At 72.2% G+C, this 26,986-nt stretch carries 23 protein-coding genes and 1 pseudogene; 11 read left to right on the top strand and 13 right to left on the bottom strand.

Annotation, left to right across the window (positions count from 1 at the left end; all coding sequences use genetic code 11):
- Positions 1–11: 11 nt before the first annotated feature.
- The 4 genes from ACIP64_RS31405 to ACIP64_RS31390 are packed head-to-tail and all read right to left on the bottom strand — an operon-like array spanning position 12 to position 3,995.
- On the bottom strand, positions 12–1,124 hold the full coding sequence (locus ACIP64_RS31405) for an ABC transporter ATP-binding protein (protein ID WP_401593252.1): 1,113 nt from the start codon (positions 1,122–1,124) through the stop codon (positions 12–14).
- A 14-nt stretch (positions 1,125–1,138) separates the two neighbouring features.
- Positions 1,139–1,966 carry an ABC transporter permease gene (locus tag ACIP64_RS31400; RefSeq protein WP_401593249.1) on the bottom strand — a complete coding sequence of 276 codons (828 nt, stop codon included), beginning with the start codon at positions 1,964–1,966 and terminating at the stop codon, positions 1,139–1,141.
- A complete protein-coding gene (locus ACIP64_RS31395) occupies positions 1,954–2,847 on the bottom strand; it encodes an ABC transporter permease (protein WP_401593246.1) in 894 nt (297 codons plus the stop codon). Before ACIP64_RS31395 ends, ACIP64_RS31400 begins: the two co-directional genes overlap by 13 nt.
- Positions 2,844–3,995: an ABC transporter substrate-binding protein gene (locus tag ACIP64_RS31390; RefSeq protein ID WP_401593243.1), complete on the bottom strand. Its 1,152-nt coding sequence runs from the start codon at positions 3,993–3,995 to the stop codon at positions 2,844–2,846. Before ACIP64_RS31390 ends, ACIP64_RS31395 begins: the two co-directional genes overlap by 4 nt.
- A gap of 274 nt (positions 3,996–4,269) precedes the next feature.
- Here ACIP64_RS31390 and ACIP64_RS31385 point away from each other — a divergent pair, with 274 nt between their 5' ends.
- Entirely contained in the window at positions 4,270–5,037 is a 768-nt protein-coding gene (locus tag ACIP64_RS31385; protein ID WP_401593241.1) for a GntR family transcriptional regulator, read from the top strand.
- Here the strand turns inward: ACIP64_RS31385 and ACIP64_RS31380 are convergent.
- Positions 5,012–6,400: a sensor histidine kinase gene (locus ACIP64_RS31380; RefSeq protein WP_401593239.1), complete on the bottom strand. Its 1,389-nt coding sequence runs from the start codon at positions 6,398–6,400 to the stop codon at positions 5,012–5,014. The genes ACIP64_RS31385 and ACIP64_RS31380 overlap by 26 nt on opposite strands.
- Positions 6,401–6,411: 11 nt before the next feature.
- Positions 6,412–7,125: a response regulator transcription factor gene (locus tag ACIP64_RS31375; RefSeq protein ID WP_401593237.1), complete on the bottom strand. Its 714-nt coding sequence runs from the start codon at positions 7,123–7,125 to the stop codon at positions 6,412–6,414.
- Positions 7,126–7,428: 303 nt separating this feature from the next.
- Here ACIP64_RS31375 and ACIP64_RS31370 point away from each other — a divergent pair, with 303 nt between their 5' ends.
- From ACIP64_RS31370 to ACIP64_RS31350, 5 genes are all read left to right on the top strand, one after another.
- Positions 7,429–8,205, top strand: a complete 777-nt coding sequence (locus tag ACIP64_RS31370; RefSeq protein WP_401593235.1) for an amino acid ABC transporter ATP-binding protein — start codon at positions 7,429–7,431, stop codon at positions 8,203–8,205.
- 26 nt (positions 8,206–8,231) lie between these two features.
- Positions 8,232–9,149, top strand: a complete 918-nt coding sequence (locus tag ACIP64_RS31365; RefSeq protein ID WP_401593232.1) for a glutamate ABC transporter substrate-binding protein — start codon at positions 8,232–8,234, stop codon at positions 9,147–9,149.
- Between the two features lie 142 nt (positions 9,150–9,291).
- Complete coding sequence (locus ACIP64_RS31360; RefSeq protein WP_401593230.1) at positions 9,292–9,939, top strand: amino acid ABC transporter permease; 648 nt, start codon at positions 9,292–9,294, stop codon at positions 9,937–9,939.
- The gene (locus tag ACIP64_RS31355) at positions 9,936–10,784 is read left to right on the top strand and encodes an amino acid ABC transporter permease (RefSeq protein ID WP_401593228.1); all 849 of its coding nucleotides are present in this window, start codon (positions 9,936–9,938) and stop codon (positions 10,782–10,784) included. The genes ACIP64_RS31360 and ACIP64_RS31355 overlap by 4 nt, the downstream gene beginning before the upstream one ends.
- A 105-nt stretch (positions 10,785–10,889) precedes the next feature.
- Entirely contained in the window at positions 10,890–12,545 is a 1,656-nt protein-coding gene (locus ACIP64_RS31350; protein ID WP_401593225.1) for an FAD-dependent monooxygenase, read from the top strand.
- A gap of 48 nt (positions 12,546–12,593) precedes the next feature.
- On the opposite strand, the gene rny is transcribed toward ACIP64_RS31350, so the two are convergent.
- The 7 genes and pseudogenes from rny to ACIP64_RS31315 form a co-directional block, all read right to left on the bottom strand.
- Positions 12,594–14,087 (bottom strand): ribonuclease Y, encoded by a 1,494-nt coding sequence (rny, locus tag ACIP64_RS31345; RefSeq protein ID WP_401593222.1) that lies wholly within the window; start codon positions 14,085–14,087, stop codon positions 12,594–12,596.
- 93 nt (positions 14,088–14,180) lie between these two features.
- Positions 14,181–14,813, bottom strand: a pseudogene (gene recX / locus ACIP64_RS31340) (recombination regulator RecX); the annotation flags it as partial.
- Positions 14,750–15,895 (bottom strand): recombinase RecA, encoded by a 1,146-nt coding sequence (recA, locus tag ACIP64_RS31335; protein WP_401593220.1) that lies wholly within the window; start codon positions 15,893–15,895, stop codon positions 14,750–14,752. The gene recA and the pseudogene recX, both read right to left, overlap by 64 nt.
- 169 nt (positions 15,896–16,064) lie before the next feature.
- Complete coding sequence (locus ACIP64_RS31330; RefSeq protein WP_401593219.1) at positions 16,065–17,267, bottom strand: AI-2E family transporter; 1,203 nt, start codon at positions 17,265–17,267, stop codon at positions 16,065–16,067.
- Between the two features lie 159 nt (positions 17,268–17,426).
- Positions 17,427–17,621, bottom strand: a complete 195-nt coding sequence (locus tag ACIP64_RS31325) for a DUF3046 domain-containing protein (RefSeq protein WP_401593218.1) — start codon at positions 17,619–17,621, stop codon at positions 17,427–17,429.
- Positions 17,622–17,692: 71 nt separating this feature from the next.
- Positions 17,693–18,406, bottom strand: a complete 714-nt coding sequence (locus ACIP64_RS31320) for an MEDS domain-containing protein (RefSeq protein WP_401593215.1) — start codon at positions 18,404–18,406, stop codon at positions 17,693–17,695.
- A gap of 13 nt (positions 18,407–18,419) precedes the next feature.
- Positions 18,420–20,141: a PucR family transcriptional regulator gene (locus tag ACIP64_RS31315; protein ID WP_401593213.1), complete on the bottom strand. Its 1,722-nt coding sequence runs from the start codon at positions 20,139–20,141 to the stop codon at positions 18,420–18,422.
- 325 nt (positions 20,142–20,466) lie between these two features.
- Here ACIP64_RS31315 and dnaK point away from each other — a divergent pair, with 325 nt between their 5' ends.
- From dnaK to clpB, 5 genes are read left to right on the top strand one after another with little or no spacing between them, the layout of a single operon-like run.
- The gene (dnaK, locus tag ACIP64_RS31310; RefSeq protein WP_401593211.1) at positions 20,467–22,380 is read left to right on the top strand and encodes a molecular chaperone DnaK; all 1,914 of its coding nucleotides are present in this window, start codon (positions 20,467–20,469) and stop codon (positions 22,378–22,380) included.
- 9 nt (positions 22,381–22,389) lie between these two features.
- Entirely contained in the window at positions 22,390–22,959 is a 570-nt protein-coding gene (locus tag ACIP64_RS31305; RefSeq protein ID WP_401593209.1) for a nucleotide exchange factor GrpE, read from the top strand.
- Between the two features lie 6 nt (positions 22,960–22,965).
- Positions 22,966–23,925: a DnaJ C-terminal domain-containing protein gene (locus ACIP64_RS31300; RefSeq protein ID WP_401593206.1), complete on the top strand. Its 960-nt coding sequence runs from the start codon at positions 22,966–22,968 to the stop codon at positions 23,923–23,925.
- Positions 23,922–24,335 (top strand): chaperone modulator CbpM, encoded by a 414-nt coding sequence (locus ACIP64_RS31295; RefSeq protein ID WP_401593204.1) that lies wholly within the window; start codon positions 23,922–23,924, stop codon positions 24,333–24,335. The genes ACIP64_RS31300 and ACIP64_RS31295 overlap by 4 nt, the downstream gene beginning before the upstream one ends.
- Positions 24,326–26,974, top strand: a complete 2,649-nt coding sequence (gene clpB, locus ACIP64_RS31290; RefSeq protein ID WP_401593202.1) for an ATP-dependent chaperone ClpB — start codon at positions 24,326–24,328, stop codon at positions 26,972–26,974. The genes ACIP64_RS31295 and clpB overlap by 10 nt, the downstream gene beginning before the upstream one ends.
- Positions 26,975–26,986: the final 12 nt, after the last annotated feature.

The raw sequence follows: 26,986 nt of genomic DNA, 5'->3' as shown, positions 1-26,986 counted from the left end.
GTGCGGTCGGGTCAGGCGGCGCGTGCGGCCACCAGGACGGGACGGTCGGGCAGGGTCAGGGAGACGGCCGCGCCCGGCGGCAGCACGGCGGCCTCGGTGCTGGGCAGGTCGGCCTTGACGTCGGTGCCGTCGGACAGCCGGACGGTCACCCGGGTGATCGCGCCGAGGAAGGCGGTCGCCACGACGTGCGCGTCACCGGTGGGGTCGGCGGCGACGCTCACCGCCTCGGGACGGACCAGCACATCGACGTCGCGGCCGTCACGGTGGTCCTGGCCCTCGGGCGTGCCGCTCTGCGCGGGCAGACGGCGGCCCAGGACCTCGACGTACCCGTCGTCGGCCAGGCGTCCCGGGATCCGGCTGTTGGTGCCGACGAACTCGGCGACGAAGGCGGTCGCCGGGCGGTCGTACAGCTCGGCGGGGGCGGCGCACTGCTCCAGGCGGCCGGCGTTCATGACGGCCACGCGGTCGGCCATGGACAGCGCCTCCTCCTGGTCGTGGGTCACGAACAGGGTGGTGATGCCGAGCTCCAGCTGCAGGCGGCGGATCTCCTCGCGGAGGTTGGTGCGCACCTTGGCGTCCAGGGCGCTCAGCGGCTCGTCCAGCAGCAGCACACGCGGCCGCAGCGCCAGCGCGCGGGCGAGCGCCACACGCTGCTGCTGACCGCCGGAGAGCTGGTGCGGGAAGCGGTCCGCGTGGCTCGGCAGACCGACGAGCTCCAGCAGCTCGGCGGCGCGCTTGCGGCGCTCGGCGGTGCCGACCTTGCGCATGCGCAGTCCGAAGGCGACGTTGTCGGCGACGCTGAGGTGCGGGAAGAGGCTGTAGGACTGGAAGACCATGCCGGCGTCGCGGCGGTGCGCCGGGGTCGAGGTGACGTCCTGGCCGTCGACCAGGACCTGACCGGAGTCGGGGTGCTCGAAGCCCGCGAGCATGCGCAGCGCGGTGGTCTTGCCGCAACCGGACGGGCCCAGCAGGGCGAGCAGTTCGCCGGGCTGCACGGTCAGGTCCAGCCCGTTGAGGGCGGTGGTGGTGCCGAAGGTCCGGCGCAGCGCCCGGAATTCGACGGTGGCGCCGCCGGCGGCGCGCGACACGGCGTCGGTGGGCGGGGCAGGGACGGTGTCGGTCATGGTGTCGGTCACTCCTAGGCGGTGCGTGTCGAGGAACGGCGCCCGCTGAACGCCGTCAGGGCCAGCAGCAGCACCCAGGTGACGAGCAGGCTGAGCACCGAGACGGCGACGGACAACTGGGCCTGCGAACCGCTGGCGGTGACGATCCACACGGCGAAGGGCTGGAAGCCGAGCAGCGAGGCGACGGTGAACTCGCCGAGCACGAGCGCGAGGGTGAGGAACGCGGCGTTCAGCAGCGCCCCGCGCAGGTTCGGGAGCACCGCGTTGACCAGCGCGCGCGGGTAGCTCGCCCCGCAGGAGCGGGCAGCCTCCACCAGGGTGCGCACGTCGATCGCCCGCAGGCCCGCGTCGAGCGCCCGGTAGACGAAGGGCAGCGCCATCACCACGTCCGTGAGGACCAGCACCACGGGGAAGTCCGGGTTCTGGACGGCCACGAACGTCTGGAACAAGGGCGTGCTGGACAGGTACTCCGGGCCCCAGCCCAGGACGGTGCGGACGCCGGCGACCAGGGCGATCGGCGGCACGACCAGCGGCAGCGAGCAGACCACCTCGACCACGGGGCGCAGCCGGGGCACCGACAGCCGCAGCGCCACCATGGCGGGCACCATGAGCAGCAGCACGACGAGCACGGTGGCCACGGCCAGTTCGAGGGAGAGCAGCAGGCTGGTGGTGAAGCCCTCGGCGGTGAAGATCTGCCCGTAGGCGTCGAGGGTGAAGCCCTGGCCGGGGACGTCGACGGTGAAGATCACCGAGGCGGCCAGCGGCACCAGGAAGTAGATCGCGGCGAAGGCGAGGACGAGGGTCCGGCCGGGCCGCAGCCGTGCGGTGGTCACACGAGCCATCGCGCGCTCCGTCGTTGCAGGGGCAGGTAGATCGCCATGACCAGGCCGGCGACGACGACCATGTCGAGACTGAGGGCCAGGCCGACGTTCTCCTGGCCGACCAGCACATTGCCGGAGATGGCGTCGGCGATCTGCAGCGGGACCAGCGGCACCGAGCTGCCGACCATCGCTGCGGCGGTGGCGTACGCGGCGAAGGCGCTGCCGAAGAGCAGCACGAAGCCGCCGAGCAGCGAGGGGGCCAGCACCGGCAGCGCCACGTGCCGCCAGTACTGCACGCCGGTGGCGCCGTTGTTCTGTGCCGCCTCACGCCACTGGACCCGCAGACCGTCCAGCGCGGGGGTCACGGTGAGCACCATCAGCGGGATGAGGAAGTACAGGTAGACGATCACCAGGCCCCAGAAGCTGTAGAGGTTCCAGCCCTTGTCGGCGAGGCCCAGCCGGCGGGTGAGGATGCCCGAGTTGCCGAGGGTGGCGACGAAGGCGAAGGCGAGGGGCACGCCGCCGAAGTTGGCGAGCACACCGGAGGCGGTCAGAACGGCCTCGCGCAGCGCGCGGAAGCGCGAGGTGACCACGGCCTGCGCGAGCAGCAGCCCGCACACGGTGCCGATCGCCGCGGAGAGCGCGGACAGCTTGACGCTGCCCCACAGGGCCGTCAGGTAGGCACCCTGCAGCGAGTGGGTCAGATTGGCCGTGGTGTACGAGGAGGCCCCGGTGGCGGGGTCCTTGACGGTGAAGGCGCCGTTCAGCATGGCCAGGGCGGGGGCCCCGAAACTGATCGCCACGAAGACGAGCAGGGGGGCCACCGCGAGCCAGCCGGCGGAGCGCCGCCGCGCCGGGGACTTCTCCCCGGCGTCGGCGGCGGACGCGACGGTGACGGTCACGAGGTGACGGCCTTGGCCCAGCCCTGGGCCAGGACGTCCTTGGCCTTGTTCTGCTGGTCCTCGGTCGGGAAGGACGGCGTGCCGGTGACCGGGGGAAGCTTGGCGGCGGCGTCCTTGTCCAGGGTGCCGGCCGTCTCCATGGCGGGCATCAGGACGGGGCGGGCGAAGCCCTTCAGCCACAGGTTCTGGCCCTCGGCGCTGTAGAGGTACTCCTGCCACAGGCGCGCGGCCGCGGGGTGCGGGGCGTCCTTGTTGATCGCCTGGGAGTAGTACTGGGCGTACTTGCCGTCCTCGGGGACGACGACCTTCCAGTCCAGGCCCTTGCTGGCGAACTCCTTGGCGTAGCCGGCGTTCAGGTAGTCCCAGTCGATGGAGATGGGCGTCTCGCCCTTCTCGACGGTGGCCGGGGTGGACTCGACGGGCGTGTAGTTGCCGTTCTTCTTCAGCTTGGCGAAGAAGTCCAGGCCGGCCTGGATGTCGTCGAAGGAGCCGCCGTTGGCCAGGGCCGCCGCGTAGACGCCGCCGAAGGCGGAGCCGGACTTGGTCGGGTTGCCGTTCATGGCGACCTGGCTCTTGTACTGCGGCTTGAGCAGGTCGGCGAAGGAGGTCGGGCAGACCTTGACCGCCTTGGCGTCGCAGCCGATGGAGACGTAGCCGCCGTAGTCGTTGTACCAGCGCGCCTGTGCGTCCTTCTGGGCGGCCGGGATGTCGTCGAAGGAGGCGACCTTGTAGGAGGCGAACAGGCCCTGCTGGGCACCGCTGAGCGCGAAGGAGGTGCCGAGGTCCAGGACGTCGGGGGCGCGGTCCTGGCCCTTGCGGGAGGTGACGGCGTTGATCTCGTCCTGGCTGGCGGCGTCCGGGGTCTCGTCGTTGATCTTGATCCCGTACTTCTTGGTGAAGCCGTCGATCAGCTCGCCGTAGTTGGCCCAGTCGCGGGGCAGGGCGATCGCGTTGAGGGTGCCCTCCTTCTTGGCGGCGGCCACGAGGGCGTCCATGCCGCCGAAGTCCTCGGCGGAGGTCGCGGTGGCGGCGCTCTTGCCGTCGGCGGAGGTCTGGGATGCGGGGGCGGAGCCACAGGCGCTGAGGGCCAGCGCGGTCAGGGCAAGACCGGCGGCGACGGCTGCCGCCTTCGGGAGGGACGCGGGCACGGAACTCTCCTGGGTAGGGGTGTCGGGTCCTGGGGGTACGAGGACCGGCATCACTTGTTTGAACAAGTGGACCCCAGTAGGCCCGGCATCCATGTCCTTTCCGTTAACGCAACGAGAACCCCGGACAGCTGCCGAAGGACAGTACGTCGCTGATGACAACCGATTTGTCTCGTCAGGGAGTTGACCGATGCCCGCGCGGACGGAAACAATCCGGCTCGTCTACGCTGACCCCTGTTGTGCGCAGACGGCAGGCGAATGAACGGAAGGGGACGCGGTGACGGCGCGGCACGAGGAGATCGCCGAGGAGCTGCGGCGGGCCATCGACGACGAGCAGTACACGGTCGGTGCCCTGCTGCCCCCGGAGACCGAACTGGCCGCCCGCCACGGCGTCTCGCGCGGCACGGTGCGGCAGGCGATCGCGGCGCTCACCGCCGAGGGCCTGATCGGCTCCCGGCAGGGCGCCCGCCGGGTCGTCCTGGCCAGCCGCCGCAGCCAGAGCTTCGCGGAGCTGCGCAGCTTCGCCCAGTGGGCCCGCGCCATGGGCCGCGCCGCCTCCGGCGAGGTGGTCTCCGCCGAGACCCGGCCGGCCGGCGCGGAGGACGCCGCCCGCCTGCACCTGCGCACGGGCACCGACGTGCTGTACGTCCTGCGTGTGCGCGGGCTGGACGGCGAGCACGTCCTGGTCGAGCGCACGGTGTACGCGGACTGGATCGCGCCCGCGGTGCGGCGCATAGAGCCCGACTGCGAGTCGGTGACCCAGCGGCTGTACGACGACACCGGCCTGGTCTTCGCCTACGGAGAGCACCTGATCGACGCCGTCTCGGCCGGCACCAAGGACGCCGAACTGCTCGGTGTGCGCCGCGGCAGCCCGCTGCTGCGGGTGCGGCGGGTGACGACGACTCAGAAGGGCCGCCCCGTCGAGTGGTCGGACGACCGCTACCGCTCGGACGCCGTCAACTTCAGCATCCACAACTCCATAGGGTCCAACCCGCTGGCCCGTCAGGCCGGTCCGGGCCTCAGGGAGCCGTTCGGGGCACGGTGAGCGTCACGCGCAGCCCGTGCGGCTCGTTCGGGGCGTAGGAGATGCCGCCGCCGCCCTGGGTCAGCAGGACCCGCGCGATGGACAGTCCGAGCCCGGAGCCGTCCACGTTCTGGTGGCGCGGGCTGCGCCAGAACCGGTCGCCGATGCGGGCGAGTTCGTCCCCGTTCAGGCCGGGGCCGCCGTCCGCCACGGTGATCTCGACCCGGCCGGGACGGGTCGCCACGGCGGTGCCGACGCGCACCCGTTCCCCGCTCGGGGTGAACTTCAGGGCGTTGTCGATGACGGCGTCCAGCGCGCTGGACAGCGCGACCCGGTCCGCCCACCCGGTGGCCGCCGCGACACCGTCGTAGGACAGCTCCACCCCCTCGCGGTCGGCGACCGGCCGCCAGGCCTCGACGCGTTCCGCGGTGAGGGCGGCGACGTCGGCGAGGGCGAGGTGCGCCCCGGCGTGCTCGGCGGTGGCCAGGCCCAGCAGGTCGTCCAGGACGGAGGCCAGGCGCTTGCCCTCCTCCTGCACGGAGGCGATCTCCTCGTGTCCCTCGGGCAGTTCCAGGCCGAGCAGTTCGATCCGCAGCAGCAGCGCGGACAGCGGGTTGCGCAACTGGTGCGAGGCGTCGGCGACGAAGGCCCGCTGCTGGTCGAGGACCTCCTCGACGTTGTCGGCCATCTCGTTGAAGGAGCGTGCCAGCCGACGCAGTTCGGGCGGCCCGCCGGCGGCCGCGACACGGGACTTCATACGGCCGGTGGCGATGTCGTGGGTGACCCGGTCGAGCACCCGGACCGGGCGCAGCACCCAGCCGGTCAGCCGGAAGGCCGCCACCACGGCGACGGCCATGGCGGCGAGTTCGCCCGCGGCCAGCAGCAGCCAGCCGCGCAGGATGCGCGAGCGCATCGCGCCGGTCGGCGAATCGGTGAGCACGACCGCCACGACATCGCCGTCGCGCACCACCGGGGAGGCCACCGGCAGCCGGCGGTGCTGCCAGGGCCAGATCTGGCGGGGGTCGTGGCTGCGGCGCCCGGCCAGCGCCTCGCGGTACGCGGTCCGGGCCTCGCCGCCCTCCGGCAGCAGCCAGCCCGCCGGCGCGGAGGCGATCGGCCGCCCGTCGCGGCCGAAGACACCGGCCCGGATGCCGTACACCTGCTGGTACTGGAGCAGGTCGGCCTTGAGCGTGCCCTCGCGTTCACCGCCGGTGTCGGTGTTGACGTACTGGGCGAGCGCGGCGAAGCGCGCGGTGTCGTCGATACGGTCGACGACGACCCGCTGCTGCTGGGCGGCGGCCAGGCTGGCGGCGAGCGGGAACCCGAGCGCCAGCAGCACACCGGCCATGAGCACAATGAGCAGGGGAAGCAGCCGGGTGCGCACCGAGCAGGTCCTCAGGAGGACGGCACGACGAGCCGGTAGCCGACCCCGCGCACGGTCTCGATCAGGGACGGCAGGCGCAGCTTGGAGCGCAGCGACGCCACATGCACCTCAAGGGTGCGCCCGGTCCCCTCCCAGCTCGTCCGCCACACCTCGCTGATGATCTGCTCACGGCGGAACACCACGCCGGGCCGCTGCGCGAGCATCGCCAGCAGGTCGAACTCCTTGCGGGTCAGGGCCACCGGCTCCTCACCGACCGTCACCTTGCGGGTGGCCGGCTCCAGGCAGACCGGACCCAGCCGGATCGGGCCGCCGTCCACGGCGGTCTCGCCGCCCTCGCCCTCGGCACCGGACACCTCCTGGGCCTTGCGGCGGCAGACGGCGTGGATGCGGGCGAGCAGCTCCCCCGTGTCGTACGGCTTCACCACGTAGTCGTCGGCGCCGAGGTTGAGGCCGTGGATGCGGGAGCGCACGTCGGCGCGGGCGGTGACCATGATCACGGGAATGGCGGTGCGCAGCCGGATCCTGCTGCACACCTCGAAGCCGTCCTGGTCGGGCAGGCCGAGGTCGAGCAGGACCACGTCGTAGGCCGGACCGTGGTCCGGCAGCAGGGCGTGCAGGGCCTCCTCGCCGCTGCGGGCATGCGTGACCTGCAGTCCGTGCTTGCCGAGCACGGCGGCCAGCGCGGCGGCGACCCGGTGGTCGTCCTCCACGAGCAGCAGCCTCATCCGTTCACCTCCCGCCGCAGGGCCTCCATGTTCCGGCAATGACGACCCGTCCCCCGCATCCACGCGGATCGGCGCCTCGCGCGTCAAGCGGCTCCGGGCGCCACGGGCCGACTGTTACGGAGCCGGTACGCTCCACCGGGCCGCATGCTCACCCAGCGTGCAGGAATTGTGCCCATCGGTAATCGGATCGTGATGCTCAAGTTCCCCTCAGATCGGGTGACTCGGTTCCTCCGATGTCAATAGGGTCGATCTTCAAGGTCTGGTCAACCGATGAGTCAACCGACGAGGATGGAGCACACGCCGATGACGGAGGTTCCGGTGACCGAGGACGTCACGGCCACGGCCGACGCCCTGGTCGTGCTGGAGGGCGTGAACAAGCACTTCGGCGCTCTGCACGTGCTCCAGGACATCAACCTGACCATCGGACGCGGCGAGGTCGTGGTCGTCATCGGCCCCTCCGGGTCCGGGAAGTCGACCCTGTGCCGCGCCGTCAACCGGCTGGAGACCATCGACACCGGCCGCATCACCATCGACGGCAAGCCGCTGCCCGCCGAGGGCAAGGAGCTCGCCCGGCTGCGCGCGGACGTCGGCATGGTGTTCCAGTCCTTCAACCTCTTCGCGCACAAGACCGTGCTCGAGAACGTGACCCTCGGGCAGGTCAAGGTCCGAAAGGCCGACAAGAGGTCCGCCGAGGAACGCGCCCGCACCCTGCTGGACCGGGTGGGCGTGGGCAGCCAGGCGGACAAGTACCCGGCCCAGCTCTCCGGCGGCCAGCAGCAGCGCGTCGCCATCGCCCGCGCCCTGGCGATGGAGCCGAAGGTGATGCTCTTCGACGAGCCGACCTCGGCGCTGGACCCGGAAATGATCAACGAGGTGCTGGAGGTCATGCAGCAGCTCGCCCGCGACGGAATGACGATGGTCGTCGTCACCCACGAGATGGGCTTCGCGCGGTCCGCCGCCAACCGGGTGGTCTTCATGGCCGACGGCCGGATCGTCGAGCAGGCGAGTCCGGACCAGTTCTTCAGCAATCCCCGGAGCGACCGGGCCAAGGACTTCCTTTCGAAGATCCTCCACCACTGAGGTTTGCCGACCTAAGGATGATGACGATGAGGTTCCGTACCACTGCCGCCGCCGGGCTCGCCGTCCTGGCACTGACCGCGACCGCCACCGCGTGCGGCAAGGAGGGCTCGCCCTCCTCCAGCGCGCCGACGGGCGGCTCCAGCAGCGCCGCCGCCGCCGAACTGCCCTCGTACACCGTCAAGACCGGCGTGGACCTGGCCGGGTCCAAGACCTGGGACCGGGTCAAGAAGGACGGCAAGCTCGTCATCGGCGTCAAGGCCGACCAGCCGAACCTGGGTTACCAGGACCCCGGCAGCAAGAAGTACTCCGGCTTCGACATCGAGATCGCCAAGATGATCGCCGCCGACCTCGGCTTCGACGAGAGCAAGATCGAGTTCAAGACGATCCAGTCGGCCAACCGCGAGACCGCCATCTCCGGCGGCCAGGTCGACTACTACGTCGGCACCTACACGATCAACGACGAGCGCAAGAAGCAGGTCTCCTTCGCCGGCCCGTACTTCGTCGCGGGCCAGGACCTCCTGGTCAAGAAGGGCAGCGGCATCAAGAGCACCGACGACCTCAAGGGCAAGAAGGTCTGCTCGGCCACCGGCTCCACCTCGATCCAGCGGATCAAGGACGGCGGCTACGGCGCCAAGACCGTCGAGTACGACTCCTACTCGCTGTGCGTGCAGAACCTCGCCTCCGGCCAGGTCGACGCCGTCACCACCGACGACGCCATCCTCAAGGGCTACGCCGCGCAGGACCCGGCCACCCTCGAGGTCATCGGCAAGCCGTTCTCCGAGGAGCCCTACGGCGTCGGCCTGCTCAAGGACGACACCGTCCTGCAGAAGGCGGTCACCGAGGCCCTGAAGAACCACGAGGACAACGGCGACTGGAAGAAGGCCTACGACGCCACGCTCGGCAAGTCCGGCGTGAGCGCGGAGATCCCGCAGCTCCAGTCCTGACCCTCCCCACTCCGGACGGGACCCGGCCCCCACGCGGGTCCCGTCCTTCCCCCGGCACAGCCCGAGCCTGCGAGCCTGACGCGCCGGCGGCCCGGCGCGGCCGCCGGCGCGCCCCTTTCGGAGAATCGGTTTCGGAGAATCGATGAACGTACTGCTGGACAACTTCGCGCTCTTCCGCGAGGGGTTCCTCGGCACGGTCGAGCTGACCGTGCTCAGCGGGGCGATCGCCCTGGTGCTCGGGGTGATCATGGCCGCGTTCCGGGTGTCGCCCGTGCCGCCGCTGCGCTGGTTCGGCACCGTATGGGTCACCCTGCTGCGGAACACCCCCCTGACCCTGCTCTTCTTCGTCGCGGCGCTCGTGCTGCCCCGGCTGGGGCTGAACACCTGGAGCTTCTTCCAGCTCGCCGTGCTCGCCCTGAGCTGCTACACCTCGGCCTTCATCTGCGAGGCGGTGCGCTCGGGCATGAACACCGTGCCGCTGGGCCAGGCCGAGGCCGCCCGCAGCCTCGGGATGACCTTCGGCCAGACCCTGCGCCTGATCATCCTGCCGCAGGCCACCCGCACCGTGGTGGCGCCGCTGGGCAGCCTGCTCATCGCGCTCGCCAAGAACTCCGCGATCGCCGGCGGCTTCAGCGTCTTCGAGCTCTTCAGCGTCCAGAAGACGCTCGGCGAGAAGGGCTACAACATCTTCGCCATCTTCATCTGGGTGGCGGTCGCCTACCTGATCATCACCTTGTTCATCAGCGCCGTCTTCCGGCTGCTCGAGACCCGGCTGGCGGTGGCCCGATGAGCGCGAACGTCCTCTTCGACGCGCCCGGCCCGCGGGCCAGGATCCGCAACCGGGTCGTCGGCGCGGTCGCCGCGCTGGCGATCCTCGCCCTGCTGTGGTTCGTCTACCGGCGGCTCGACGACTCCGGGCAGTTCGCCTCGTACCTGTGGGAACCGTTCCAGTACACCGACATCCAGCAGCGGATCGTCGACGGCCTGCTCGCCACGCTGAAGGCGTTCGCGCTGGCCGTGGTCCTCTCCCTGCTGCTGGGCGCGCTGCTGGCCGCCGGGCGGCTCTCCGACCACGCGCCGGTGCGCTGGACGGCCACCGTCGTCGTGGAGTTCTTCCGCGCGATGCCGCTGCTCATCATGATCTTCGCGCTGTACGTCGGCGTCTTCACCGCCGCCCCGCTGTGGGCCCTGGTGATCGGCCTGACCCTCTACAACGGCTCCGTGCAGGCCGAGATCTTCCGGGCCGGCATCAACGCCGTGCCCAAGGGGCAGCGCGAGGCGGCGTACGCGATCGGCCTGCGCAAGACGCAGGTCATGGTCTCCGTACTGATCCCTCAGGCGGTCCGGGCGATGCTGCCCTCGATCATCAGCCAGGTGGTGGTGACCCTCAAGGACACATCGCTCGGCTACATCATCACCTACGAGGAACTGCTCTACACGGGCAACCTCATCGCCAAGAACAGCGCCGGCTTCCCCTTCATCCCGATGATCATCGTGATCGGGCCGATCTACATCGCAATGTGCCTCGCGCTGAGCGCACTGGCCAACTGGATCGAACGCCAGGGCCGCCGCAGCCGCAAGGGCGCCCCGCCCAGGGCCGGTGACATCAAGGCCGTGGAGGCCGCGGCGGAGTGACGGTGCGCCAGGCGCACCACCCCCCGCCAGGTGTCGTCACTTGACGCACGCACGCGCAGTGGGTTGCATACGCAATGTGACTGCACATCTTCCCGGGACCGCACCGTGGACCCGGTGATCATCGCGGGGGCGGGTCCGACCGGACTCGCCCTCGCTCTCTGCCTGGCACGGCACGGCGTCCCGAGCATCGTCCTGGACGAGCACGACCACGCGCCCTCCCCGTCCCCGGAGCGCACCGCCGTCCTGACGCCCGAGACCGCCGCCCTGGTCGCCCGGCTCGGCCACACCCGACTCCACCAGGACGGCGCGACATGGACGGCCTGGCGCACGCTGCGGCGCCGCCAGGAGACCGTCCGCGTCGAGTTCGGCACCGAGGGGCACGGCGGCCAGGGCCCCTCTCCCCTGCACATCACCCAGGAACGGCTGGAGCACGGCCTGCGCGCCGCGATCGGCGCCCAGGCCCTGGCCCGGCTCGTGCCCGGGGCGCACGTGGACGCCGTGGAACAGGACGACTCCGGGGTGAGCGTCCGCACCCGCGGCGCCAACGGCACCTGGTGGCGCGGCAGTTACCTGATCGGCTGCGACGGACCGCGCTCCACGGTGCGCAAGCTGCTCGGGGTCCGCTTCCCGGGCCGCACCGCCGTTGACCGGCACGCGGTCGCCGCGCTGAGGGTCGCGCTCCCCGACGAGGGCGTGGCCCTGCTGCACCGCGAACCCCCGGGGCCGGGCGCCGGGCCGGAGGTGACGGCGCGTCCGCTGCCGGACGGCGTGTGGCGCCTGGACTGGCTGCTGCCCGCACGCGGCGCGGACCTCACCTCCGACGAGCTGGTCTCCCGCGTCCGGGGCACCCTCACCGCCTGGTGCGGAAGCGTTCCGCCGTACGAGCTGCTGGGCTCCGCCGAGTACCCGGTGCACCAGCGGCTCGCCCGGCGCTGGCGCACGGGACGGGTCTTCCTCGCGGGCGACGCGGCCCACCTGACGGGCGCGCTCGGCGCGCAGAGCGTCGAGGAGGGCCTGCGGGACGCGGACAACCTCGGCTGGAAACTGTCGCTGGCCTGGCACCACGGCGCCTCCGACACCCTGCTCGACAGCTACCAGGCCGAACGGCGCGGCGCGGTCGGCGCCAGGCTGCGCGCCACCGACCAGGTGCTGCCGCTGCTGCGGGCCAACGGCGTCTGGCACACGGTGCGGCGCTCGGTACTGTCCGGCTCCGCCCGGCGGTACGCGGAACTCCTCACCGACAGCCACATCGGACGCGGTCCCCTGGGGGCCTCGCCGGTCTACGCCCGGTCCCCGCTGGCCCTGCCGGCGCCGCGCGGCTCCGCCCCGCCCGCCGCGGGCGGCCCCGCCGACGCGCCGTCCCCGCTGATCGCCGCCTGCGCCACACCGCCCGGCGGCGCCGTGGCCGACGTCCCCGTCACGGCCCTCGACGGCTCCCAGGGGCATCTGTACGAGCACCTGGGCCGGGATCTGCTGGTCGTCCTCGTCGCGCCGGGCACCGGGGTGTGGGAGAGCCGGCACTGGCTCACCGCGGGCCTCATGCCCCGGCTCGCCAAGGCGGTCTCCGCACTCCCCCAGCGCGCCGAACTGCTCGTCACGGACGCCTATCCGGGTTCCGCGGCACACAGCGTGCTGCTGATCCGTCCCGACGGCCACCTCGTCGCGGTGATGACCGGCTGCCGCCCCACCGAGCTCTACGCCTATGCCGACCTCGCCCGCGGCGGTCCTCCGTCCCCGGTCGAGGACCCCGTTCCGCACTGAGCGGCGCTCGCCGGTCCACCGGGTCAGCGGTCCACCGGGTCCGCCCGCTCAGCGGGCGTACTCGGTGGCGCGGGACTCGCGGACGACGGTGATGCGGATCTGGCCGGGGTAGGTGAGTTCCTCCTCGACCTGTTTGGCGACGTCGCGGGCGATGACCTGGGCCTGGACGTCGTCGACGTCGTCGGGGCGCACCATCACCCGCACTTCGCGGCCGGCCTGCATGGCGAACACCTTGACAACGCCGGGCTGGGCCGCCGCGATCTGTTCCAGGCGCTTGAGGCGGCGGACGTAGCTCTCCAGGGATTCGCGGCGGGCGCCGGGGCGACCGCCGGAGATCGCGTCGGCGGCCTGGGTGAGGACGGCCTCGACGGTGCGGGGGTCGACCTCGTTGTGGTGGGCCTCGATGGCGTGGACGACGTCCTCGGACTCCCCGTGCCGGCGGGCGAGGTCCGCGCCGATCAGGGCGTGGCTGCCCTCCACCTCGTGCGTGAGGGCCTTGCCGATGTCGTGCAGCAGGGAGCCGCGTTTCACCGGGGCGGGCTCGACGCCGAGCTCGGCGGCCATCATGCCGGCGATGTGGGCGGACTCCAGGACATGGCCGAGCACGTTCTGCCCGTACGAGGTGCGGTAGCGCAGCCGGCCGAGGAGGGTGGTGAGCTCCGGGTGCATATCGGTGATGCCGACCTCGGTCAGCGCCTCCTCCCCGTGCCGGACGCACAGTTGCTCGACCTCGGCGACCTTGCGCTCGTAGACCTCCTCGATGCGGTGCGGGTGGATGCGCCCGTCGGTGACCAGGGCGTCCAGCGCGAGGCGGGCGACTTCGCGGCGCACCGGGTCGAAGCAGGAGAGCAGCACCGCCTCGGGAGTGTCGTCGATGATCAGATTGACGCCGGTGATCGCCTCGAAGGCACGGATGTTGCGCCCTTCGCGGCCGATGATGCGGCCCTTCATGTCGTCCCCGGGCAGCTGGAGCACGGAGACCACGGACTCGGCGGTCTGCTCGGTCGCCACCCGCTGGATCGCGGCGGCCACGATGCGCCGGGCCCGCTCCTCCCCCCGGTCGCGGGCGGCGCGCTCGATGTCCCGCACGATCAGGGCGGCTTCGCGCTTGGCCTGCTGCTCGACGGAGCGGACCAGGTCGCCGCGGGCCTCGGCGGCGGTGTAGACGGCGACCCGCTCCAGCACCGCCCGCCGCTCGTCCTCCAGCCGGTTCACCTCGGCACGACGGCGGTCCAGCTCGTCGCGTTCGTCCGCCACCTCGCGGCGGCGCCGGTGCAGTTGCTCGGACTCGGCGTCGATGCGGGCCTCACGGTCGATGAGCCGCTGCTCACGGCGCTCCAAGTCGGCCCGGATCTCGCGGACTTCCTCCTTGGCGGTGGCCCGGATCTCCCGGGCCTCGCGCTCGGCGGCGGCACGGAGCCGTTCGCGCTCCGCGCGCACCCGCAACAGCAGGGCGTACGCGGTGAGGGCGGCAATGACGACGACCGTGACGGAGGCGGCCACGACGGTGAGTACGGATCCGGTCCCCAGCGCGATGCCCATGGCACCAACTCCCGTGTCTGCGAGGCCGCGATCCCTCACCCGTTGTGAGGCTAGGTCGACTCAGAGGCACGGTCAAGGAACCTCAACGATGGTTCAGTCGGGCAGGTAGTACTCCAGCGCCTCCGGGTCCTCACCCTCCTCCTCCAGGGCACGCCGCACCACCCTCAGGGCGAGTCCTTCCGCATATCCCTTGCGGGCGAGCATGCCGGCGAGCCGGCGGATGCGCTTCTCCCGCTCCAGACCCCGGGTGGCCCGCAGCTTGCGGTCGACGAGGGCGCGGGCCGTGGACTCCTCCTGGTCGGCGTCGAGCTGCCCGACGGCATGGCCGATCGCCTCCGCGTCCACACCCCGGGTGCGCAGTTCCTGGGCGAGGGCGCGCCGGGCGAGACCCCGGCCGTGGTGCCGGGACTCCACCCATGCGTGGGCGAAGGCCTGGTCGTCGATGAGCCCCACGTCCTCGAACCGCTCCAGCACCTCTTCCGCCGCCTCCTCCGGGATGTCCCGGCGGCGCATGGCGTCCGCGAGCTGCTTGCGGGTGCGTGGAGTCCCCGTGAGCAGGCGCAGACAGAGCGCCCGCGCCTGCTCCACGGGGTCAAGTGGCGGCTCTTGCTCGGCCCTCGACGAGAAAGAGCCACCACGATCCTTGTGCCCGGATGCCACCGTCAGGCCTTGGCTGCCGCCGCGGCCTTGGTCGCCTTGGCGGTCTTGGCCGCCGGGGCCGTCGTCGCGGCCGCGGCCGCCGGAGCGTCACCCGTGGCTTCCGCGGCGGGACCGGCGGCGTCCGCGCCGGGCTGCTCGCCCGGGGCCTCGGGCCGGACGCCGATGCCGAGCTTCTCCTTGATCTTCTTCTCGATCTCGTCGGCGAGGTCGGGGTTGTCGCGCAGGAAGTTGCGCGCGTTCTCCTTGCCCTGGCCGAGCTGGTCGCCCTCGTAGGTGTACCAGGCACCGGACTTGCGGATGAAGCCGTGGTCCACGCCCATGTCGATCAGGCCGCCCTCACGGCTGATGCCCTGGCCGTAGAGGATGTCGAACTCGGCCTGCTTGAAGGGCGGCGCGACCTTGTTCTTGACGACCTTGACCCGGGTGCGGTTGCCGACCGCGTCGGTGCCGTCCTTCAGGGTCTCGATGCGGCGGATGTCCAGACGCACGGAGGCGTAGAACTTCAGCGCACGGCCACCGGTGGTGGTCTCCGGCGAGCCGAACATGACGCCGACCTTCTCGCGGAGCTGGTTGATGAAGATCGCGGTGGTCTTGGACTGGCTGAGCGCACCGGTGATCTTGCGCAGTGCCTGGCTCATCAGTCGGGCCTGGAGACCCACGTGGGAGTCACCCATCTCGCCCTCGATCTCGGCCCGCGGCACGAGGGCCGCCACGGAGTCGATCACGATGAGGTCCAGCGCGCCGGAGCGGATCAGCATGTCGGTGATCTCGAGCGCCTGCTCGCCGTTGTCCGGCTGGGAGAGCAGCAGCGAGTCCACGTCCACGCCGAGGCGCTTGGCGTAGTCGGGGTCGAGGGCGTGCTCGGCGTCCACGAAGGCGACCTTGCCCCCGGCCCGCTGGGCGTTGGCCACCGCGTGCAGCGTCAGGGTCGTCTTGCCGGAGGACTCCGGGCCGTAGACCTCGACCACGCGGCCGCGCGGCAGGCCGCCGACGCCGAGCGCGACGTCCAGGGCGGTGGACCCCGTCGAGATGACCTCGATGGGCTCGTTCGGCCGGTCGCCGAGGCGCATGACGGCACCCTTGCCGAACTGCCGTTCAATCTGTGCGAGCGCGGCGTCGAGCGCCTTCTCGCGGTCGGTTCCTGCCATGGGTTCCACCCTGGGTGTCTGAGTCGTTCGCTTCACGTCCAAGACGCTACTGCCTGCCACTGACAATGCGTCCCGGCGTCGCTCGGGCCTGTGGATAACTCCGGGAGAACCGGCCCGCCACACTCATAAGAATGGATGTTCGATTTGCGTGTCAAGCGACACGCACGACTCAGCCGTCGCGGCCGTCACCACCGCCGTCACCGCCGCCGGCGCCGTCACCACGACCGTCCCGGTCGCCTCCGCCGCCCCCGCCGGAGCCCGTCCGCCGCGGCCATGACCACCCGGACCACCGGGACCACCCAGACCACCGGATCCGCCGCGGCTGCGGCTCGTGGGCCCGCGGGTCGGTCACCGCGTACCGCTTCACGTACGCCCCGAGGAAGCCCTGCAGGGTCGCCGTCGCCGGGATCGCCACCAGCGCCCCCACCGCGCCGAGCAGCGCGGTGCCCGCGATGACCGAGCCGAAGGCCACCGCCGGGTGTATGTCGACGGTGCGCGCGGTGATCCGCGGCTGCACCAGGTAGTTCTCGAACTGCTGGTAGACCACGACGAACCCGAGCACCCACACCGCGTCCCACGGGTCCTGCGTGAACGCGATGAGCATCGGGAGCGCCCCGGCCAGATAGGTGCCGACCGTGGGCACGAACTGCGAGACCACGCCGACCCACACCGCCAGCGCCGGGGCGTACGGGATGCCGAGGATCTGGAAGAGCACGTAGTGGGCGACCGCCGAGATCAGTGCCATCAGCGCCCGCGAGTAGAGGTAGCCGCCCGTCTTGGCGACGGCTATCTCCCAGGCCCGCAGCACCTCCGCCTGCCGGGCCGGCGGCAGCACCGAGCACACCGCCCGCCGCAGCCGGGGCCCGTCGGCCGCGAAGTAGAAGGTGAACAGGGTGATCGTCAGCACCTGGAAGACCCCGCCCAGGACGGTCGCCGACAGCCCCCAGACGTTGCCCGCCTGCTTCTGCACGTAATTGCGCAGCCAGTCGGAGTGCAGGACGTTCTGCTGCAGCTTGCCGACGGACAGGTCGGTGCCGAAGACGTGGTTGACCCACAGCACCACGTCGTCGACGTACTCCGGCAGGTTCCGGCCGATCGAGGTGATCTGGTCCACCAGCAGCGACCCGAGCGCCACCACGAAGACGCCGCCCAGGGCCAGGACCACCAGGAAGACCAGCCCGGTCGCCAGCCCCCGGCGCATGCCGCGCGCGGCCATCCAGTCCACCGCGGGCTCGATCGCCAGGGCGGCGAAGAAGGCCAGCAGGATGTTCACCAGCAGGCCGATGACCTGGTGGAAGGCCCACTCGGCCAGTTGGAGGGCGGCCAGCAGCGCCACCGCCAGCACCATGGCCCGCGGCAGCCACCGGGGCATCCTCGGTATCCCCGCCCCTTCCCGGGAGCCCTCCCCCTGGTCCCCGGGCGGCCCGGCGGGGCCGCCGGGTTCTCCGGGGACTGCGGGCTCTGCCAAGTCGGCCGGTGTGCCGATCGTCGTCTCGTCGCTTCCTGCCACGGGCACAGTCTCGCGCAGCGGTCAGCGCCGCGAGGCCGGTACGTCCATGGCGGCGCACACCGCGCGCCAGACGTCCTTCGCCGCCCAGCCGGCCTCCAGCGCCTGGTACACGGTCCGGCCGCCCAGCTCGGACATGACATGGTCACGCGCGAAAGAGTCGGCGTACATGTCGCCGAAGTGCGCGTGCATCCGCTCCCAGAACACCGTCAGCTTCATGCGGCCAGTATCCCGCGTGCCGCGGACGGACCGCGGACGGGCTTCGGACGGGCCGTCCGGCGCCGCGGCCGTCAGTTCACGACGGCCCCCGCGGGGCCGGCGCCGCTGCCCGGACCGGGTTCCTGGTCGAGGTAGTACGGGTTCTCGACCACCATGCCGCCGAGCCACACCCTGGGGTGCGCCTTGACCATGGGGATGATCAGGTCCCCGCCGAAGAGCCCGAGGTCGTACAGGCAGACGCCGACCTGCGGACAGGCCCTCAGCCAGGAGGTGGCGCGCGTCTCGTACGCGACCAGCTCGCGGACGAAGCCCGGCCGCACCAGGGCGTGCGCCCAGCTCATGTCCGCGGCGATCCGCAGCAGCCGGGGACGGCGCCTCCCCCGGCCGTCGACGGCCGCGGCCCCGCCGCCGTCGAGGAGTTCGGCGACCCAGCCGCGCAGGGACGCCAGCATGCCGTCCGCGTCGAAGGCGCCGTTCCGCAGATAGGTGTCCTGCGGGTCCCCGACCACGAGACGGCCGCCCGCCCGCACCAGGGAGGGCACTTCGGCCTCCAGCGCGTCGCGGTACGCCCGGGCGTCCTCCGGCGCGGCCAGCAGCGTGCAGACGTGCTCCGCGCGCAGGCCCTCGGCGAGGAAGGAGGTGACGAGCCGGTCGCGTTCCGCGTGTCCCCGGTAGAACGCGCAGATGTGGTCCCCCTGCCGCAGGGGCGTGCCGCCCACCGTGGCGACGGTGGCGGAGGCCGTCACGAGGGCCGTCCCGCCGGCGGTGTGCCGTTCCCCGTCCATGGCGCGCTCCTCCTCACGGGCCGCCGCCGTCCAGGACCCGCCACACCCGTGTCGCGACGTGCAGGTTGAGCCGGCTGTCCACGTCCGTGAGGTCGTGCCCGCCGACGTCGCGGATGCGCTGCAGCCGGTAGCGCAGCGTGCTGCGGTGGATGCCCAGGGCGGCGGCCGCCTGGTCGTAGTTGCCCCCGCACTCGAAGTACTGCGCAAGGGTGCGGGCCAGATCGCAGTGGTGCGCGACGTCGTAGTCCAGGAGCGGGCCGATCCATTCCCTGACGAAGTGCCTGACCTCCTGGTCGTCGCCGTCCACCGGCCCGAGGATGCGGTAGAAGCCCAGGTCGTCGAAGGTCGTGGCACCGTTCGGGCACTGGGAGCGGCAGCGGACCTCCAGGGCCCTGAGCGCCTGCTGGAACGAGCGCGGCAGGTCGCGCGGGGCGTCGCAGCGGCCTCCGACGCCGATCGCGCCCGCGGAGGTGCCCAGTTCGCGGGAGACCGCCCGATAGAGCGCGTCCGCGGGGGGCCGCCCCTGGAGGACGAGCACGGCCATGCCCGACCGTCGCGCCGGCAGGCACCGCAGGCGCAGTCCCGCGGCGGCGCGCCCGACCGCCTGGACGAAGGCGTCGTCGGCCGCCCGGCCCTCCCACTGGACGGCGACCGGGTAGTGGGGACCGTGCAGGTCGTGCCCGATCGCGGCGGCGCGGGCGTACGCGCTCTCGTCGTCGGTGCCCGCGATCAGGTCCTCCACGAGTTCGCGGCGCAGCCGCAGCTCCACCTCGGCGAGGCTGTGCTGATGGGCCAGCTCCAGGGAGAGCGCGGTGCACGCGTGGTCGAGGGTGAACTCGTCCTGTTCGCCGCGGCGGTCCGCCGCGGCGACCAGCGCCATGGCGCCCAGGACCTCGCCGCGGTGCTGGACCACGGCGATGAGGCGGTCGCCGACGCGCAGCGGCCGCAGCCGGCGGGCGGCCTCCTGGAGGAGCTGCTCACGCCGGGTGGCGTCGGGTTTGGGGTACGGGTCGGGGCGGCCGGGTCCGGCCCAGGCCCGCAGGTTGCCGAAGCGGTCCTCGATGGCCACGGGGCAGCCGGTGAGCCGGTGGACGGCGGCGGCGATGCCCGCCGCGCCGCTGCCGCTCGCCGTCGCCTCGCTGAGCACCTCGTGCACGGTCCGCTGGTAGGTGAGCTCGGCGACGGACGCGGCGAGCCGCGCGTTCACGCTCTCCCGTTCCTCGTTGAGCCGCCGCAGCTCCTCGGCGTGCTCGCGTTCGCGGCGCCGGGCCGCGGCGTTCGCCAGGGCGGCGGAGGTCTGCTGGGCGAGCACATGGATCAGGAAGCGCTCGTCGTCGGTGGGCGTCGCGGGAGCGCTGACCACCAGGTGCCCGATGCCGCCGCCCCGGGTGTGCAGGGCGAAGGCCCAGCCCCAGGCGCGCCCGCGCACAAGGACGGGGCCTTCCCTGCCGTCCAGTTGCCGCAGCCGGTCGCCGAGTCCCGGCACCGCGGACCGCCCGGCCGCGGGGACGCCGGCGTGGGACCCTTCGGAGGTGAGGTGACCGGCCTCCGCCCGGCAGGGGCCGAGTGCCGCGACGGACGTCAGGGCGAGCCGCATGATGTCGGCCTCGTCCCGGCCGTCGTTCATGATCATCGAGAGCACGAAAAGGCTGTAGAGATTCGCCAGGTGCTCGCGGTCCCAGTTCCTGGTGCGGACCTCGGGGGCCCGGCCGGTCCCGCTCGTGGAAACGCTCATGGTGAGCCGGCTCCTCGTCGACGAACCGCTTCCGCACGCCCCGTCGCCGCTCCTGGCCGGGGCATACACGATGTGCACGACTTGCTGACTTTTGTACCCAATCGACACCTTGTGATGCCAGGACGAGAAACACCGCGGATTTGGTCCTCGCAGGCGCAGGCCGCCGACCGGTTCCGGCCGGGACGCTGGAGCCGATGCCGGCACCGGGGGCCGTCGAGGCCGCTCCGCGCCCACAGGTCTCCTGCGGGGCGGCCGCCGGCCCCGGTGCCGGCCCGCAGCGCAGCGCGCGGACGGGCGGGAAGCCCGCGACGTTAAGGAGCACCCCATGGCCAAGGCAGTCGGGATCGACCTCGGGACCACCAACTCGGTGATCGCCGCCTGGGAGGGCGGGGAGGCGACGGTGATCCCCAACTCCGAGGGCAGCCGCACGACCCCGTCAGTGGTCGCGTTCACCGACACCGGCGAGCGCCTGGTCGGCCAGCTCGCCCGGCGGCAGGCGATCCTCAACCCGAAGGGCACCATCTACTCGGCCAAGCGCTTCATCGGCCGCCGCTACGACGAGATCCCGGAGGAAGCGAAGGCCGTCGGCTTCGACGTCGTGCCCGACGAGCACGGCAACGCGCGCTTCAAGATCCGCGACAAGCTCTACGCGCCGGAGGAGATCAGCGCCCTGGTGCTGCGCAAGCTCGCCGACGACGCCGGGAAGCAGCTGGGAGAGCGCGTGACGGAGGCGGTCATCACGGTGCCCGCCTACTTCAACGACGCCCAGCGCACGGCCACCAAGGACGCCGGCCGCATCGCCGGCCTGGAGGTCCTGCGCATCATCAACGAGCCGACCGCCGCCGCGCTCGCCTACGGCCTGGACAAGAAGGAGCACGAGACGGTGCTCGTGTTCGACCTGGGCGGCGGCACCTTCGACGTGAGCCTGCTCGACGTCGGGGACGGCGTGGTCGAGGTGCGCTCCACGGCGGGCGACAGCCACCTGGGAGGCGACGACTTCGACCGGCGCCTGGTCGACTGGCTCGCGGACCGGTTCCAGAAGGAGAACGGCATCGACCTGCGCAAGGATCCGCAGGCGCTGCAGCGCCTCTTCGAGGCCGCCGAGAAGGCCAAGACGGAGCTGAGCTCGGTGACGCAGACGCAGGTCAGCCTGCCGTTCATCACCGCCGACGCGTCCGGCCCGAAGCACCTGACCGAGACGGTCATGCGCTCCACGTTCGACCAGATCACCTCCGACCTGGTCGAGCGCACCATGGGGCCGGTCAAGCAGGCGATGTCCGACGCCAAGATCGGCGAGAACGACATCGACGAGGTCATCCTCGTGGGCGGTTCCACGCGCATCCCCGCCGTCCAGCAGCTGGTCCGCCGGCTGACCGGCGGCAAGGAACCCAACATGAGCGTCAACCCGGACGAGGTCGTGGCGCTCGGCGCCGCGATCCAGGCCGGCGTGCTCAAGGGCGAGGTCAAGGACGTCCTGCTGCTGGACGTGACCCCGCTGTCGCTCGGCGTGGAGACCCGCGGCGGCGTGATGACCAGGATCATCGACCGGAACACCACCGTCCCGGTGCGCCGTGCCGAGACGTTCTCGACCGCCGAGGACAGCCAGCCGGCGGTGGACGTGGTGGTGCTCCAGGGCGAGCGCGAGTCCGCGGCGGACAACCGCGTGCTCGGCCGCTTCCAGCTGGGGGACATCCGGCCGGCACCGCGCGGGGAGCCGCAGGTCGAGGTCACCTTCGACGTCGACGCCAACGGCATCCTGAACGTCACCGCCCGCGACAAGGACACCGGCGCCGAGCAGGGCATCACCATCAGCGAGGGGTCCAACCTGGCCCAGGGCGAGATCGAGCGGATGGTCCGGGAGGCCGAGCAGCACCGCGGCGAGGACAAGGCGCTGCGCGAGGGCGTGGACGCCCGCAACGAGCTGGACGCGGTCGCCTACCAGGTGGAGCGCCGGCTCGACGAGCTGGGCGAGTCCGCCCCGGCCCACGAGAAGGCGCGGGCGGAGATGCTCGTGGCCGACGCCAGGGAGGCCGTCAAGCAGGAGGCGGCGCTGGACCGGGTGCGGTCGCTGACCTCGGACCTGCAGCAGGTCCATGCCTCGCTGGCCGCGGCCCGGCCTTCCACGGGTCCGGGGGCGCAGGAGCCGGCGGCCGGGGCGGGCGCGGGGCAGGAGAGCCCCGTCGGCGGTGGCGCGGGGGCCGGCGACGACGTGATCGACGCCGAGTTCGACAAGGGCTGATGCGCGCTCATGTCCACCGAACAGGAACCGACGACGCCCCCGGCCGGACCCGCACCGGTCGACGTACCCGACGGGGTCCGCGGGCAGGCCCCGCAGGAGGTGCCGGGGGCGGCCGCTCCCGGTGCCGCCCCCGGGCCGGACGAACGGACCGCCGCGCTGGAGGAGTTGCAGGACCGCTGGCGCCGCGCCCTGGCCGACCTCGACAACCTCCGCAAGCGCCACGGCAGGGAACTGGAGCGCGAACGGCTCACCGAGCGCGCCCGCACGACGGCCGCCTGGCTGCCCGTGGTCGACAACCTCGAACTGGCCCTGGCCCACTCCGGGTCCGACTGCTCCGCCGTGCTGGAGGGCGTGAAGGCGGTGCGCGACCAGGCCGTGCAGGTGCTGCGCGGCCTGGGGTTCCCCAGCCACGAGGAGACCGGCGTGCCCTTCGACCCGGCCCTGCACGAGGTCGTCGGGGTCGTCGACGACCCAGAGGCGGAGCCCAACTCCGTGGTGCAGGTGGTGCGTCCCGGTTACGGCGAGGGCGAGACGCAGTTGCGCCCGGTGTCCGTCGTGGTCGCCAGGCGTCAGGAGTGACGTCCGATGGCACGGGACTACTACGAGGTGCTCGGGGTGGCGCATGACGCGGGGTCCGAGGAGATCCAGCAGGCGTTCCGCTCCCGGGCCCGCAAGTTCCACCCGGACATCAACAAGGACCCGGGCGCGGAGGAGCGCTTCAAGGAGCTCAACGAGGCGTACGGCGTGCTGTCCGACCCCGCCACGCGGCGGCGCTACGACCGCTTCGGCGAGGACTTCCGCCGCGTTCCCGAGGACTGGGACGAGCGTGTGGGCGCGGGCGTCGGTGCGGGGGCGCGGGCCCGCGGCGGCCGGCCCGGCGGCGCGGGAGGCGGCGGCGACGGCGGCCGGGTCCGCTTCGTCTCGGACGCCGGCGAGGGCTTCGAAGGGGTCGACTTCGAGGACCTGTTCGGCGGCATGTTCGGCCGCGGCGGCACCCGGGGCCCGGTGCCCGGCGCCGACCAGGAGGCCGAGATCCGGCTCGGCGTGGCGGAGGCCTACCACGGCGGGAAGCGCGGCATCACCCTCGGCGGGCCCGGTGGGCAGCGGACGTACGACGTGACGATCCCCCGCGGCGTGACCGACGGCCAGCGCATCCGGCTGGCCGGTCAGGGAGGCCGCGGCAGCGGCGACGCCCCGCCGGGCGATCTGTACCTGCGCGTGCGGATCACCCCCGATCCGCGGTTCCGCCTGGAGGGCCGGGACATCCACGTCGTCCTGCCGGTCACGCCCTGGGAGGCGGCGCTCGGCGCGACAGTGCCGGTCCCCACTCCCGGAGGCACCGCCAAGGTGACGGTCCCGGGCGGTTCGTCCAGCGGGCGCAGGCTCCGTCTGCGCGGCGAGGGCATGCCGCATCCGCGCGGCGCCGCGGGCGATCTGTACGCGGAGGTCCGCATCATGGTGCCGCCCGATGTCGGCGACCAGGAGCGCCGGCTCTACGAGGAGCTGGCCGGCGTCTCCTCCTTCGACCCGAGGAGGCGGGGATGACCAGCGATCCGCGGCCGCGTGCCGCCGCCCGCCGGCCGGCCCCGGTCGTCAGGGCGGCCGCCCCGGCGCACCGTCCGGTGCTCAACGTCGTCGTACGCGGTACGGCCATGGTCCCGGTCCGCCGGCTCGACCTGGAGCTCGTCGCACGGCGCTCCGGCCTCCACCCCGACCTGGTGCGCAGATTCGTCGCGCTCGGCCTGGTCGACGCCGACCGGGACGCGGGCGGGCGGCTGTGGTTCGCGCCGGACGTCCCGGCGAAGCTGGCCCGTGTCCAGCGGCTGCGGGCCGGACTGCCCCTGAACTACGCCTCGTTGGGTGTGGTGCTCGACCTGCTCGACCGGATCGCCGAACTCGAGGCCGCCCTGAGGAGGGCGAACGCCGGCTCCAGGAGTGATGAATCGTGGATATGAACCGGCTCACCCAGAAGTCCCAGGAGGCGCTGCAGGAGGCGCAGACGATCGCCGGCCGGCTGCACCAGAGCGAGGTCGACGGCGAGCACCTGCTGCTCGCCCTCCTCGACCAGCCGGAGGGGCTCGTGCCCCGGCTCTTCGAGCAGACCGGCGCGCAGGTCGGTGCGCTGCGCAAGGAGCTGTCGCAGGAGCTGGCGCGCAGGCCCCAGGTGACCGGCCCGGGCGCCGCTCCCGGCCAGGTGTACATCACGCAGCGCCTGGCCCGGCTGCTGGACACCGCGGAGCAGGAGGCCAAGCGGCTCAAGGACGAGTACGTGTCCGTGGAGCACCTGGTGCTGGCGCTGGCCGGCGAGGGCTCCCGCACCGCCTCGGGCCGGCTGCTCAAGGAGCACGGCATCACCGAGGACGGGTTCCTCACCGCGCTGACGCGGATCCGCGGGAACCAGCGGGTCACCTCGGCCACTCCGGAGGCCTCCTACGAGGCGCTGGAGAAGTACGGCCGCGACCTGGTCGCCGAGGCCCGCAGCGGCAGGATGGACCCGGTCGTCGGCAGGGACGAGGAGATCCGCAGGGTCGTCCAGATCCTCAGCCGCAAGACGAAGAACAACCCGGTGCTGATCGGCGATCCGGGCGTCGGCAAGACGGCGATCGTGGAAGGACTGGCGCAGCGGATCGTCCGCGGCGACGTCCCCGACGGCCTGCGCGACAGGACGATCTTCTCCCTCGACATGAGCCTGCTGGTGGCGGGCGCCAAGTACCGCGGCGAGTTCGAGGAGCGGCTGCAGGCCGTGCTGAGCGAGGTCAAGGGCGGCGGGGGCCGGATCCTGCTGTTCGTCGACGAACTGCACACGGTGGTCGGCGCGGGCGGCGGGTCCGAGGGCGCCATGGACGCCGGGAACATGCTCAAGCCGATGCTGGCACGCGGCGAACTGCACATGATCGGCGCCACCACGCTGGAGGAGTACCGCAAGTACGTCGAGTCCGACGCGGCCCTGGAACGCCGCTTCCAGCAGGTGGTGGTGGACGAGCCGAGCGTGGAGGACACCGTGTCCGTCCTGCGCGGGCTGCGCGAGCGCCTGGAGGTCTTCCACGGCGTGAAGATCCAGGACACCGCGCTGGTCGCGGCGGCGACACTGAGCCACCGCTACATCTCCGACCGCTTCCTGCCGGACAAGGCCATCGACCTGGTGGACGAGGCGTGCGCCCGGCTGCGGACCGAGATCGACTCCATGCCGGCCGAACTGGACGGCATCACACGGCGGGTGACCCGCCTGGAGATCGAGGAGGCGGCGCTCGGCAAGGAGACCGACCCGGCCAGCGCCGAGCGCCTGGAGGAGCTGCGCCGCGAGCTGTCCGACCTGCGCGCCCAGGCCGACGCGATGCAGGCCCAGTGGGAGGCCGAGCGCCAGGCCATCCGGCGGGTGCAGCAGCTGCGCCAGGAGCTGGAGCAGGTCCGCCAGGAGGCCGAGGAGGCCGAACGCGCCTACGACCTCAACCGCGCGGCGGAACTGCGCTACGGCACGCTCACCGGCCTCGAACGCCGGCTCGCCGCAGAGGAGGACGCGCTCGCCGCGAAGCAGGGCGAGAGCCGTCTGCTGCACGAGGTCGTCACCGAGGACGAGATCGCCGAGATCGTCGCCGCGTGGACCGGCATCCCGGTGGCCAGGCTCCAGGAGGGCGAACGGGAGAAGCTGCTGCGGCTGGACGACATCCTCACCGAGCGCGTCATCGGACAGGACGAGGCCGTCCGGCTGGTCACCGACGCGATCATCCGGGCCCGTTCGGGCATCCGCGACCCGCGGCGCCCCATCGGCTCGTTCATCTTCCTCGGACCGACCGGCGTCGGGAAGACCGAGCTGGCCAAGGCCCTGGCCGCGACGCTCTTCGACACCGAGGAGAACATCGTCCGGCTCGACATGAGCGAGTACCAGGAACGGCACACCGTCAGCAGGCTGGTCGGCGCTCCTCCCGGGTACGTCGGCTACGAGGAGGGCGGGCAGCTCACCGAGGCCGTGCGCCGCAAGCCGTACTCCGTGGTCCTCTTCGACGAGATCGAGAAGGCCCACCCGGACGTGTTCAACACCCTGCTCCAGGTGCTCGACGACGGCCGGATCACCGACGCCCAGGGCCGCACCGTCGACTTCCGCAACACCATCGTCATCATGACCTCCAACATCGGCTCGGCCCACCTGCTCGACGGCGTCACCCCCGACGGCGAGGTCAAGCCCGACGCGAGGGCGCTGGTGATGGGCGAGCTCCAGAGCCGGTTCCGGCCCGAGTTCCTCAACCGCGTCGACGACATCGTGCTGTTCAGGCCGCTCGGCCTGAAGCAGATCGAGCGCATCGTCGAGTTGCAGATCGACGACCTGCGCCGGCGGCTGGCGGAGCGGCGGATCACCGTCGAACTCAGTGACGCCGCCCGCGAGCTGATCGCCGAGCAGGGCTTCGACCCGGTCTACGGCGCCCGGCCGCTGCGCCGCTACATCTCGCACGAGGTCGAGACGCTGGTGGGCCGGGCCCTGATCCGCGGCGACGTGCAGGACGGCGCCACGATCGGGGTGGACGCCCGGGACGGCGAGCTGGTGGTGACCTACGGCGACCGCCCCCAGGCGGCCGCCCGGAACCGGCTGGCCTCATGAACGGCCGACGGG

Origin of the sequence: Streptomyces sp. NPDC088733 (genome assembly GCF_044751185.1) — a bacterium.
Classification (GTDB): Bacteria; Actinomycetota; Actinomycetes; order Streptomycetales; family Streptomycetaceae; genus Actinacidiphila.
The sequence above is the reverse complement of the archived record's forward strand: the minus strand, read 5'-3'. Positions and strand labels throughout refer to the sequence as shown.

Coding starts and splice junctions, on each gene's coding strand:
- ACIP64_RS31405 (WP_401593252.1), bottom strand. CDS start 1,124: ATGACCGACACCGTCCCTGCCCCGCCCACCGACGCCGTGTCGCGCGCC.
- ACIP64_RS31400 (WP_401593249.1), bottom strand. CDS start 1,966: ATGGCTCGTGTGACCACCGCACGGCTGCGGCCCGGCCGGACCCTCGTC.
- ACIP64_RS31375 (WP_401593237.1), bottom strand. CDS start 7,125: ATGAGGCTGCTGCTCGTGGAGGACGACCACCGGGTCGCCGCCGCGCTG.
- ACIP64_RS31370 (WP_401593235.1), top strand. CDS start 7,429: ATGACGGAGGTTCCGGTGACCGAGGACGTCACGGCCACGGCCGACGCC.
- ACIP64_RS31365 (WP_401593232.1), top strand. CDS start 8,232: ATGAGGTTCCGTACCACTGCCGCCGCCGGGCTCGCCGTCCTGGCACTG.
- ACIP64_RS31360 (WP_401593230.1), top strand. CDS start 9,292: ATGAACGTACTGCTGGACAACTTCGCGCTCTTCCGCGAGGGGTTCCTC.
- ACIP64_RS31355 (WP_401593228.1), top strand. CDS start 9,936: ATGAGCGCGAACGTCCTCTTCGACGCGCCCGGCCCGCGGGCCAGGATC.
- rny (WP_401593222.1), bottom strand. CDS start 14,087: ATGGGCATCGCGCTGGGGACCGGATCCGTACTCACCGTCGTGGCCGCC.
- recA (WP_401593220.1), bottom strand. CDS start 15,895: ATGGCAGGAACCGACCGCGAGAAGGCGCTCGACGCCGCGCTCGCACAG.
- ACIP64_RS31330 (WP_401593219.1), bottom strand. CDS start 17,267: ATGCCCCGGTGGCTGCCGCGGGCCATGGTGCTGGCGGTGGCGCTGCTG.
- ACIP64_RS31325 (WP_401593218.1), bottom strand. CDS start 17,621: ATGAAGCTGACGGTGTTCTGGGAGCGGATGCACGCGCACTTCGGCGAC.
- ACIP64_RS31320 (WP_401593215.1), bottom strand. CDS start 18,406: ATGGACGGGGAACGGCACACCGCCGGCGGGACGGCCCTCGTGACGGCC.
- ACIP64_RS31315 (WP_401593213.1), bottom strand. CDS start 20,141: ATGAGCGTTTCCACGAGCGGGACCGGCCGGGCCCCCGAGGTCCGCACC.
- dnaK (WP_401593211.1), top strand. CDS start 20,467: ATGGCCAAGGCAGTCGGGATCGACCTCGGGACCACCAACTCGGTGATC.
- ACIP64_RS31305 (WP_401593209.1), top strand. CDS start 22,390: ATGTCCACCGAACAGGAACCGACGACGCCCCCGGCCGGACCCGCACCG.
- ACIP64_RS31300 (WP_401593206.1), top strand. CDS start 22,966: ATGGCACGGGACTACTACGAGGTGCTCGGGGTGGCGCATGACGCGGGG.
- ACIP64_RS31295 (WP_401593204.1), top strand. CDS start 23,922: ATGACCAGCGATCCGCGGCCGCGTGCCGCCGCCCGCCGGCCGGCCCCG.